Annotated in this window: 11 protein-coding genes; 2 read left to right on the top strand and 9 right to left on the bottom strand. The window is 56.8% G+C overall.

All coding sequences use genetic code 11. From position 1 onward, the window contains the following. The 6 genes from AC2FFB_RS17475 to glyA form a co-directional block, all read right to left on the bottom strand. Positions 1-686, bottom strand: a 686-nt coding sequence (locus AC2FFB_RS17475) for an aminomethyltransferase family protein (RefSeq protein WP_496875231.1), incomplete at its 3' end; no start/stop codon positions are given. Positions 687-702: 16 nt separating this feature from the next. Then, a complete protein-coding gene (locus tag AC2FFB_RS17470) occupies positions 703-1,125 on the bottom strand; it encodes a universal stress protein (protein ID WP_496875230.1) in 423 nt (140 codons plus the stop codon). A gap of 78 nt (positions 1,126-1,203) precedes the next feature. Then, positions 1,204-2,577 carry an alanine/glycine:cation symporter family protein gene (locus AC2FFB_RS17465; RefSeq protein ID WP_281995888.1) on the bottom strand — a complete coding sequence of 458 codons (1,374 nt, stop codon included), beginning with the start codon at positions 2,575-2,577 and terminating at the stop codon, positions 1,204-1,206. Between the two features lie 25 nt (positions 2,578-2,602). After that, entirely contained in the window at positions 2,603-3,547 is a 945-nt protein-coding gene (gene lipA, locus AC2FFB_RS17460) for a lipoyl synthase (protein WP_496875229.1), read from the bottom strand. A 14-nt stretch (positions 3,548-3,561) separates the two neighbouring features. Next, the gene (lpdA, locus tag AC2FFB_RS17455) at positions 3,562-4,944 is read right to left on the bottom strand and encodes a dihydrolipoyl dehydrogenase (RefSeq protein WP_496875228.1); all 1,383 of its coding nucleotides are present in this window, start codon (positions 4,942-4,944) and stop codon (positions 3,562-3,564) included. Positions 4,945-4,953: 9 nt separating this feature from the next. Next, the gene (gene glyA / locus AC2FFB_RS17450; protein WP_496875227.1) at positions 4,954-6,207 is read right to left on the bottom strand and encodes a serine hydroxymethyltransferase; all 1,254 of its coding nucleotides are present in this window, start codon (positions 6,205-6,207) and stop codon (positions 4,954-4,956) included. Positions 6,208-6,387: 180 nt separating this feature from the next. Here glyA and AC2FFB_RS17445 point away from each other — a divergent pair, with 180 nt between their 5' ends. Further along, positions 6,388-6,957 (top strand): helix-turn-helix domain-containing protein, encoded by a 570-nt coding sequence (locus AC2FFB_RS17445; protein ID WP_496824562.1) that lies wholly within the window; start codon positions 6,388-6,390, stop codon positions 6,955-6,957. A gap of 4 nt (positions 6,958-6,961) precedes the next feature. Here the strand turns inward: AC2FFB_RS17445 and AC2FFB_RS17440 are convergent, their stop codons facing one another. Then, positions 6,962-7,840: a LysR substrate-binding domain-containing protein gene (locus tag AC2FFB_RS17440; protein ID WP_142639477.1), complete on the bottom strand. Its 879-nt coding sequence runs from the start codon at positions 7,838-7,840 to the stop codon at positions 6,962-6,964. A 103-nt stretch (positions 7,841-7,943) separates the two neighbouring features. Between AC2FFB_RS17440 and AC2FFB_RS17435 the strand changes: the two genes are divergently transcribed. Further along, the gene (locus AC2FFB_RS17435; protein ID WP_281995924.1) at positions 7,944-9,569 is read left to right on the top strand and encodes a GMC family oxidoreductase; all 1,626 of its coding nucleotides are present in this window, start codon (positions 7,944-7,946) and stop codon (positions 9,567-9,569) included. A 62-nt stretch (positions 9,570-9,631) separates the two neighbouring features. Here AC2FFB_RS17435 and AC2FFB_RS17430 read toward each other — a convergent pair whose 3' ends face one another. Beyond that, positions 9,632-10,141 carry a GNAT family N-acetyltransferase gene (locus AC2FFB_RS17430; protein WP_142639475.1) on the bottom strand — a complete coding sequence of 170 codons (510 nt, stop codon included), beginning with the start codon at positions 10,139-10,141 and terminating at the stop codon, positions 9,632-9,634. A 5-nt stretch (positions 10,142-10,146) separates the two neighbouring features. Then, the gene (ychF, locus tag AC2FFB_RS17425) at positions 10,147-11,244 is read right to left on the bottom strand and encodes a redox-regulated ATPase YchF (RefSeq protein WP_281995894.1); all 1,098 of its coding nucleotides are present in this window, start codon (positions 11,242-11,244) and stop codon (positions 10,147-10,149) included. Positions 11,245-11,247: the final 3 nt, after the last annotated feature.

The raw sequence follows: 11,247 nt of genomic DNA, 5'->3' as shown, positions 1-11,247 counted from the left end.
TCCAGCCGCAGGCTGTCGCGCGCGCCCAGGCCCGCCGCCTCGCAATCCTCATGCGCCAGGAAGGCCTTGGTGATTTCTATCGCACGGTCCTCGGGGATCGAGATCTCGTACCCGTCCTCGCCGGTATAGCCCAGACGCGAGATCCGGCATTCGGCCCCCAGGATGTCGGCAACAACAGTTTCCATGAACTTCAGATCCCGCGCCGCAGGGCAAAGCGCACCCACCACATCCTCGGCCTTCGGTCCCTGCACCGCAACAAGCGCGCGGTCAAAGATCTCGATCACCTCAACCCCGTCCAGATTGGCGCGCATATGCGGAATATCCTGATGACGCAGCGCCGCGTTCACCACCACAAAGAAGTGATCCCCCGCATTCGACACGATCAGATCATCCATGATCCCGCCATCCGAATTGGTGAAAAATCCATACCGCGCCTTGCCAGGCTTCAGTGTCGCATAGGCCTGCGGGCACAGAGCCTCAAGCTTGGCACCAACATCCTCACCCCGCAGGATCACCTGACCCATATGAGACACATCAAACACCGCCGCCTTCTCACGACACTGCGCATGCTCACCCATAATCCCCAAAGGATACTGAACAGGCATCTCCCAGCCCGCAAAATCAACCAACTTCCCACCCAACTCAACATGCAAACCATGCAAAGGCGTGCGCTTAATATCCGTCATTTCAGGTACCTTTCGATCAGCGGGACTGGTCACGAACAACCATGACGGTGCAATGCGCATTGCGCACCACGCGTGCCAGGTTCGGACCAATTTCATAATTCGGGAAATCGCCCTTGGTCGACGCCATGACGATCATGTCGAAGCCCTCTTGATGAGCAAGCTTCAGAATTTCGCGATAGACGCTGCCCTCTTGGACATGGACAGCAACGCCCGCGGCGTCACCATTATCCAAGATGGCCTGAACCGCGTTGCGCACATGCTCTTTGGCACCGGCGCCATAATTGGCGGGCAGGTTCGGAAGCTGGATGATCTCGGGGATGACGGCGACCGCGTGCAGTTCGGCACCGTAGAATTTCGCCTGTTCCAATGCGACCGGCAATGCCTGTTTCCAGGAACGGTCGTCAGAGTGATCAATCGGCAGCAGGATTTTCGTGGCCATCACGCCTCTCCTCGAGATAGGAATTCTGTTTCAAGTCGGGGGGCCGGAATGGCCCCCCGTAGGTTTTCAGTGCCCGGATTATTCGGCAGGCGTGCCGCCCGGCTCTTCGGACTTACCACCGGAGGCAAAGAACTCTTTCGTCAATTTGAAGACGATTGGGCTCAGCAATGCCAAGGCGATTAGGTTCGGGATAGCCATCATGGCGTTCAGCGTATCTGCAAGCAGCCAGATAAAGCCCAGATCCGCGGTTGCGCCGAAGTAGATCATGATAATCCACAGAATGCGGTACGGCATCAGGGATTTGACACCCAGCAGGAATTCGACGCATTTCTCTCCGTAGAATGACCAGCCGAGGATGGTGGTGAAGGCGAAGATCGACAGCGCGATGGCGATCAAGTAGCCACCAATGCCCGGCAACGACATTTCGAAGGCGGCCGAAGTCAACGCGGCACCGGATTCACCCGTGGTCCATGCACCTGAGGCGATGATTGCCAAACCGGTGATCGAGCAGACGATGATAGTGTCGATGAACGTTCCCAGCATCGCGATCAGGCCCTGGTTTACCGGACCTTTGGTTTCGGCTGCTGCGTGCGCGATCGGGGCGGAACCCAGACCGGCTTCGTTCGAGAAGACACCGCGCGCCACACCAAAGCGGATGGCGGCCCAAACGGCTGCGCCCGCAAAACCACCTTCGGCGGCCGAGGGTGTGAAGGCGTAGGTGAAGACCAACGACACAGCATTGCCGATTTCACCGATATTGATCCGCAGAACCAGCAGACCCGCGATGATATAGGCAATCGCCATGAACGGAACCAGTTTACCGGCAACGGCACCGATACGCGTGATACCGCCCAGGATTACGGCTGCGGTCAGGACCATCAGCACCACACCGGTGACCGAGGTATTCAGGCCGAAATTGGCTTCGAGAACCTGTGCAACACCATTGGCTTGAACACCGTTGCCGATACCAAAGGCTGCAACTGCGCCGAACAGGGCAAATGCAACACCCAGCCAAGCCCATTTCGCACCCAGACCGTTCTTGATGTAGTACATCGGACCACCGACAAAGTTGCCCAGCTCGTCCTTCTCACGGTATTTCACCGCCAGAACAGCCTCGGCATATTTGGTGGCCATGCCCACCAGGGCGGTCATCCACATCCAGAACAAAGCGCCCGGACCGCCCAGGAAGACAGCAGTAGCCACACCGGCGATGTTACCCGTACCGATGGTCGCCGACAGCGACGTCATCAGAGCGTTAAACGGGCTGATCTGCCCATCGCCCTGACTTTCTCGACCGGCGAACAGCAGCTTAAAGCCCGTGCCGATACGCAGGATCGGCATGAATTTCAGCCCCACCTGCAGGAAGAAGCCAACGCCAAGAATGAGGACCAGCATCAGCGGCCCCCACACGACGCCATTGATGGCCCCTACGATTGAATTTAACGCTTCCATGGTATTCCTCCCTAGCGCGTTTGGATTATGCCCCGGCAGCAATCGCCCGTTGGCGAGCTTGCTTGAGGGCGGCAAAGTCTTCGTCCGCGTGGAACGACGAACGGGTCAGCGGCGTGGCTGACACGTGCAGAAAGCCCTTTGAGCGTGCGATCTGCTCAAGCTGGGCGAATTCTTCCGGTGTCCAGAACCGGTCAATCGGGTGATGTTTTGCGGTCGGCTGCAGATATTGCCCCACTGTCAGAAAATCGACATTCGCGGCGCGCAGGTCATCCATCACCTGCCGCACATCGCCAAGGCTTTCACCCAGCCCGACCATCAGGCCGGATTTGGTAAAGATCTCGGGGTTGGCGCGCTTGGCATCGTCCAACAGACGCAGCGAAGTGTAATACCGCGCGCCCGGACGCACTGTAGGATACAGATGCGGAACCGTTTCGAGATTGTGATTGAATACGTCGGGGGCGGCCGCAAATACCAGATCGGCCGCGTCCCCTTTGCCCAGAAAGTCGGGGGTCAGAACTTCTACCGTTGTGCCGGGATTCTGGTGGCGCACAGCACGGATGGTTTGGGCAATATGTTCAGCGCCGCCATCAGCCAGATCATCCCGGTCAACCGAAGTGATCACGACATGACGCAGGCCCAGCTTTTTCACCGCAACGGCCACACGGCCGGGTTCGAACTGGTCCAGAGCGTCGGGGCGGCCAGTGGCAACGTTGCAGAAGGAACAGCCGCGGGTACAGACCTCGCCCATGATCATCATGGTGGCGTGGCGCTTGGACCAGCATTCGCCGATATTTGGGCAAGCCGCCTCTTCGCAAACGGTAGCCAGATTATGGTCACGCATCAGGCGGCGGGTTTCGTAATACTCTGCGCTTTCAACCCGTTTCTTCCGAATCCATTTCGGTTTACGCGGAATGACACTGTCAGCCTTTTGGGCTTTTTCCGGGTGACGAGGTCGAAGCTGGATGGTCATCTGGCTGATCCTCGTTAAGCGTGAATCGCACGGCCCAGGGCGTCAAGGCAGGCCTCTTTGACCGCCTCGCCCATGGCAGGGTGCGCATGACAGGTTGCGGCAACTTCAGCAACTGTTGCGCCTTTGGTCATGGCCAGAACCAGCTCGGCAATCAGGTCGCCGCCATGCGCACCGCAGATATGCGCGCCCAGAATTTGACCGTCATCGCCAGCCAGAACCTTGACCGCACCATCCGTTTCACCGGTCGAACGCGCGCGCGAATTTGCCATGAAGGCGAACTTGCCGACCGCGTAGTCAGTGCCAGCCTCTTTCAGCGCCTCCTCGGTCAAACCGACCGAGGCGACCTCGGGGTCGGTGTAAACCACGCCCGGAACGGTGTTGTAATCCACATGCCCGGCCTGACCGGCCAGGATTTCGACACAGGCGACGCCGTCTTCTTCGGCCTTATGCGCCAGCATAGGTCCGGGCACACAGTCACCGATTGCATAGATGCCGGGGACCGAGGTTTGGAATGTGCCATCAACCTCGATGAAGCCGCGCGCGCTCAGGGCAACGCCAAGCGCGTCCAACCCCAGTCCGCGCGTCACAGGGCGGCGGCCTACAGCGATCAGGACCTTGTCGGCCTCGATCACTTCTTCCTTGTCCTTGCCAACTCGGTCCACGATCAGGGACAGGCCCACGTCGGTTTTCCCGACCGATTTCAGCGCCCTGCCCAGTTGGAATTTCAGCCCGCGCTTTGACAGGGCGCGCTGTGCCAGCTTGGCGATCTCTCCATCAATGCCGGGCAGAACACGGTCGAGATATTCAACCACCGTGACTTTGGCACCCAGACGCGCCCAGACCTGACCCAGTTCCAATCCGATGACACCGGCACCGATCACCACCAGATGATCCGGCACGGTGTCCAGCGCAATCGCCCCGGTCGAGCTGAGGATATCTTGCTCGTCAATCTCAATCCCCGGCAGCGAGGTCGGCTCGGATCCGGTGGCGATCAGGATGTTCTTTGCCTCATGGATCGTGTCGCCGACCTGAACCTGCCCTGCAGCCGGAATACTGGCCCAACCTTCGATCAGGTCGATACCGTTCTTTTTGAACAGGAATCCGATCCCTTTGGTCAGGTCACCAACGATCTTGTCCTTGCGCCCCATCATCGCGCCGATGTCGATGCTGGCCCCCTCGACCTCTATGCCATGGGAGGAGAGATGGCTGATCTCGGCATATTTGGCCGAGGAGGTCAGCAACGCTTTGGAGGGTATGCACCCCACATTCAGACAGGTCCCGCCAAGAGCACCCCGCCCCTCGACGCAAGCGACATTCATGCCCAGCTGAGCGGCACGAATGGCCGCTACATATCCGCCGGGGCCACCGCCAATAACGATCAGGTCATAGGTGCTCATGATTTAACCTCAGTAGATCGGATGGCTCGCGCAAAGGGCGCGGACTTTTTCACGAGTTTCTTTTTCGACGGTCGCATCCCCGTCAGACGACTGAGCCAAAGCGTCCAGCACGTTGCCAATCAGATGACCGATCGTTGTAAACTCTTCGGGGCCAAATCCACGGCTGCATCCGGCAGCGGTGCCCAGACGAATACCACTGGTAATCGTTGGCTTTTGCGGATCGCCGGGAACACTGTTTTTGTTGCAAGTAAAACCTGCACGCTCAAGCGCGGCCTCGGCATCTTTGCCAGTCACGCCGATGGGGCGCAGATCGACCAACATCAGATGGTTCTCAGTTCCGCCGGAAACGATGTCACAGCCTCGCGCCATCATCACATTCGCCAAAGCCGCCGCGCTGTCGACTACGCGCTGCATGTAGGTTTTGAACTCAGGCTTCAAAGCTTCACCAAAGGCTACAGCCTTGCCCGCGATCACATGCATCAGCGGGCCACCTTGCAGACCCGGAAACACTGCCGAGTTGATCTTTTTGGCGAGTGTTTCATCATTGGTCAGGATGATCCCACCGCGTGGTCCACGTAGGGTCTTATGAGTGGTCGACGTCACCACATGAGCGTGCCCAATAGGCGACGGATGCAGCCCAGTCGCCACCAGCCCCGCGATATGCGCCATATCTGCCAGCAGCCAGGCCCCAACCTTGTCAGCGATTGCCCGAAAGCGCGCAAAGTCGATTTTTTGCGAATAGGCCGATGCGCCCGCGATGATCAGCTTGGGCTTCTCAGCTTCTGCCAATGCCTCGACCTGATCATAATCAATCAGCCCGGCATCGTTCAGACCGTATTGCACCGGACGGAACCATTTGCCCGATTGCGCGGGTTTCGCGCCGTGGGTCAGGTGCCCGCCAGCATCCAGCGACATTCCCAATATCGTGTCACCGGGGCTAAGCAGCGCCAGCTTGACCGCTCCATTCGCCTGAGCGCCGGAATGAGGTTGAACGTTTGCGTATTCGCACCCAAACAGTTTCTTCAACCGCTCGATAGCTTCGGATTCGACCTCGTCGACATATTCGCAGCCACCGTAATACCGGCGACCGGGATACCCTTCGGCGTATTTGTTGGTCAGCACAGACCCCTGCGCATCAATCACCGCCTGCGAGACGGTGTTTTCAGATGCGATCAGTTCGATCTGATCCGCCTGACGGGCACCCTCACGGGAAATCGACGCAGAGATTACCGGATCGGCCTCAGCCAGCGACGTTTTAAACATGGTCTCCTCCCAAGGTTTCGAATCCAATTCGCGAAACTTTGTTTCCTATAGTGGAATTTTCATCCTTAAGGCAACATTTTTCTTACAATGGTGAATTTGATTTTGATTGGAAATTATGCAAGCATCGATAAAACAGGGGGATTTCACGTGGCAGAAGAGAATTTAACGGATGTTTCCGGAATGGACGAACAGGACGAGGGTATGGCTCTGGGCCGCTCGATCCGCGACGCGCGCCGTGCAAAAGGCTGGACTTTGGAAGAAGCCGGTCGTGCTGCCGGGATCGGTCGATCAACCCTGTCAAAAATCGAAAACAACCAGACAAAGCCCAGCTTTGATATTGTTCGGCGGCTCACACAGGCGCTTGACCTCAGCACACCGCAGCTGTTTCTACAGTCCGGTCAATCGGGTATATCAGGCCGTCGCGATTATACGCCCAAGGGCGACGGTGACATCAAGGACACCTCCACATATATCCATGAATTGCTGTGTTCAGAGCTGACCAGCAAACGGATGCTGCCCTATATCGCGACAATCAAGGCGCGCGACATTTCCGAATTTGAAAACTGGATTCGCCATTCTGGAGAAGAGTTCATGTTTGTCCTCAGCGGAGAGCTGACTTTTGTGTCGGAACACTACCGACCGCTGCCGATGAAAGCCGGGGACTCGCTCTATTATGACAGTGGAATGGGGCACGGCTGTATTTCAACCAGTACCGAAGATGCCCGTGTGCTTTGGGTATCGCTGGAATAGCCCACTAATAGAGTGACGTCACCCAACTTGCGAAAACCTGTACCTCGATGCGGTCTTCAGCGCCTTTGCGCTTAACCAGATAGTGCGAAGGTTGAATGGGCAGGCGGTAATCAAAAGGTGCCACCAGCAAACCCTGCTTAATGTACTCATGGGCAAAGCTTTCTAATACCATGGCCGCGCCCTGCCCCGCCGTGACGGCCTGCAAGGCCAAAAATGACGAATCCATTCGAAGCGTTCTGGAGGGCGCGCCCAAATTGAGCGTGTATTGATCAGACAATCTCATCCAGTCATTCTCGGACCCTTTGATTGCGACGACCCGGCCCTGGGCCAGATTTTGAATGCTCAGATCTGCGCCAAAAGATGCCGCATAATCGGGATGGCAGACCGGCACCGCACATTCATGGCCCAGATGCGAGACGATCCCGTCATCCCAGTCACCATAGCCGAACCGGATATCAATATCGCTTTCTTCCTCTCCAAACCGGTTCGCCCAGACGAAGGTGGAGAGGTCCACTTTGATGTCGGGGTGCAGGTTTTCAAACTCAACCAGTCTTGGTGCGATTACCAGCCCCGCACATGAGATGGAGGCCCGTATTTTGACCACCCGCCTGCGGGAATTGGTGAAAAGGCCGCTGGTTGCGTCTCTTAACTCGGAAAACGTCTTTTGAACCGGCATCGCATAGGCCCGCCCGATTTCGGTCAGGGCAACCCCGCGCGGCAAGCGTTCGAACAGGGATACGTTTAGGTGCTTCTCTAACAACCGTATCTGCTGACTGACGGCGGCTGATGTCAGCCCCAGCTCCTCTGCTGCCGCAGAGAAACTGTTGTGACGCGCGGCAACTTCAAAAGCCCGCAACCAGGTGACATGGGGCAGTTTCGCCATTTCTTACCTTCAATGAAAATTATGCCTAATGGGTAATATACATTGTTTGAATTGACAATCTTTGCGTGCAAATCATGGGGCCTATTACCCAAAACGGTTCGAGATGACGCAGACCTTCGACTATATCATCGTGGGCGCCGGATCTGCCGGCTGCGTGCTGGCAAACAAGCTGAGCGCGTGTGGCAGCCATAAAGTGTTGCTGATAGAAGCCGGTGGAACCGATCGCCGTTTCTGGATCAATGTACCGCTGGGATACGGCAAAACCTTCAACGATCCCAAGGTGAACTGGTGTTACTCTGCCCAGGCTGATCCCGGGTTGAACAACCGTCAGGCCTATTGGCCGCGCGGGCGGGTTATTGGCGGATCAAGCTCGATCAACGCCATGGCATATTTGCGAGGCCTCTCGCATGATTTTGATGACTGGGCCAAGGCAGGCGCAGAGGGTTGGAACTGGGAAACGGTTCGCCAGACATATGAGGCGATCGAGACCCATGTCGAAAGAGGCCAAACACCTTCGTCAACGGACGGACCCCTTGTGGTCAGTGATGTCAGTGAGGGCATGCACCCGTTTTCGCGCCACTTTCTGGAGGCCTCACGGCAGATGGGCTGGCATGTTTCGGACAATCTGAACGGTCAGGACGCCGAAGGGATGATGAACCTGCGCAGCACCGTCAAAAACGGCCGCCGCTGGTCATCAGCAGCCGCGTTCCTGCGCCCTGCGCTGAAACGCAGCAATCTGCGGGTGGTATCCAATGCTCTGGTGCAGAACGTCATTCTGGATCAGGGCAAAGCCACCGGTGTCCGCTATCACGTTGGAGGTCAGGTGGTTACGTCCTTCGCGATCCGTGAAGTCATCCTGTCTGCGGGAGCCGTAAACTCGCCACAGCTCTTGCAGCTTTCGGGGATCGGGCCTGCGAACCTGTTGAAAAGGCACGGCATCAAAGTGCGCCATAACCTGTCGCAGGTTGGACAGGGATTGCAGGATCATCTTGGCATATCCCATTTCTTTCATGCGACCGAGCCGACATTGAATAATACGCTTGGCAATCGGTTGGGACAGATGTTGTCCGGTATTCGTTATCTGCTGACCCGCAGCGGGCCACTCAGCGTCCCCGTCAACCAGGTCAGCGGCTTTGTGCGTTCGGACGAAACCGCCGAATTTGCTGATATGCAAATCTATTGCAATCCGATGTCCTATAAGACCGACACCAAAGGACAGCCGGGCGTTGATACCGAAGCAGGCTTTCTTCTGTGCGCCCAGCCCTGCAGGCCGACAAGCAGAGGGGAGATCAACATCCGTTCGGCAGATCCCATGGATGCACCCGCCATCCAACCGAATTCTCTCTCCACAAACCATGACTGCGACATGGCTATCAAAGCGGGTCGGGTGTTACAGAAGCTGGCGCAGACTGAGGCGATCCGCAGTGTTACGCGGACCCGGATAGAACCAGATGTTACGCGGATGAATGACGACCAGATGTTAGAGAATTTCCGCGCCAACGCCGGAACTATATTTCATCCAAGCTGTACATGTCGCATGGGGACATCGGAACAGGATTCAGTTCTGGATTCTCGACTGCGGGTGCATGGGGTGGCAGGCCTTAGGGTGGTCGACGCGTCCTCGTTTCCAAGCATCACCTCAGGCAACACAAATGCGCCTGTGATGATGCTGGCCGCGCGCGGCGCGGACCTCATTCTGGAAGATGCCACAAAGCGCATGAACGCTTGAAGCAGAGGGAAAGAAGACCGTCTTACAGAATATTTGGTCTGGAAAGGGGCCTCATTCCCTGATCAGGAAAAGTGCAACGCATAGACGTTGTTCAAATACTTCTGATCGTCGATCTGAAAGTGGGTCTCTCCAATGAACTCAAAACCCTTGGCCAGATAGAACTTGATGGCCGAGGTGTTCTCAGCATTGGTCATCAGCCAGACCACATCTGCCCCCTGATCCCGGCAATGTTCCAGCGCAGCTGCCAAAAGACGCCTTCCGATACCTTTTCCGTGATGGCGCGGCTGGACGTAGAATGTCGATATCTCCATGCCCCACCACCCGGAAACAGGGGCGATGCGTGCAGGGGAAACACGGATGAACCCGTCAATCCCCTGATTATTGTCGGACACCAGAATGAATTCATCCGGGTTTTGAATCTGTTCTAATACTTTGCTTGTTGTGAATTCCGACAAGGCGAAATCTGCAAAAATCCCACTGACACCATGTTTGAGGTAGGTTCCGATCCATACTTCAATCGAGATGGCAGCGATACTGGACGCATCTGACTTTTCTGCAGTTCGCAATGCCAAGGCGCTTAGGTATTAAACAAGAAGTGCATCACATCGCCATCCTTGACGACATAGCCCTTGCCTTCGGCGCGCATCTTGCCTGCCTCTTTGGCGCCTTGCTCTCCGTTTGCCGAAACATAGTCGTCATAGGCGATCGTTTCAGCACGGATGAAACCCTTTTCGAAATCGCCATGGATGACGCCAGCAGCCTGCGGCGCGGCGGTGCCGGTGCGGATGGTCCAGGCGCGGGCCTCTTTCGGGCCGACGGTGAAATAGGTTTCCAGCTTCAGCAGGTCGTAGCCTGCGCGGATCAGACGGTCGAGACCTGGCTCTTCCAGCCCCATTTCCTCGAGGAACATCTGCGCTTCGTCCTCTTCCAGCAGGCTAATCTCTTCTTCGATCTTGGCACTGATAATGACGTGCGAGTTGCCTTGCGCTGCGGCCATTTCAGCCACACGGGCTGAATATTCATTGCCCTCGGCAGCCTCTTCTTCCGAGACGTTACAGACATAGAGAACCGGTTTGGTGGTCAGCAGTTGCAGCATTTTCCACGCCTTGTCGTCTTCGTCGCTAACTTCGACCAGACGCGCGGGTTTGCCATCTTCCAGCATGGCCTGCGCTTCGGCAAGCAAACGTTCCTGTTGCTGTGCCTCTTTGTCGTTGCCCTTCAGCTTGCGCACCAGATTGGCACGGCGCTTTTCGATGCTTTCCAGATCGGCCAGCATCAGTTCGGTCTCAATCGTATCGGCATCCGCCACGGGATCGACGCGGCCATCGACATGGGTCACATCACCATCTTCGAAGCAGCGCAACACATGAGCGATGGCGTCAGTCTCACGGATGTTGGCCAGAAACTGGTTGCCCAACCCCTCGCCCTTTGACGCGCCCTTTACCAGGCCCGCGATATCCACAAACGTCATTCGCGTCGGGATGATCTGCTTTGAACTTGCAATCGCCGCCAGCTTGTCCAGCCGGTCATCGGGCACCGCCACATCACCCACATTGGGTTCAATGGTGCAGAACGGGAAATTCGCCGCCTGAGCAGCCGCTGTCTTGGTCAGCGCATTGAAGAGAGTCGACTTGCCCACATTCGGCAAACCCACGATTCCCATTTTAAAGCCCATCTC

This window comes from Ruegeria sp. YTSA219 (genome assembly GCF_059609985.1).
Note: the sequence above shows the minus strand (reverse complement) of the source record. Positions and strands in the feature narration are given on the sequence as shown.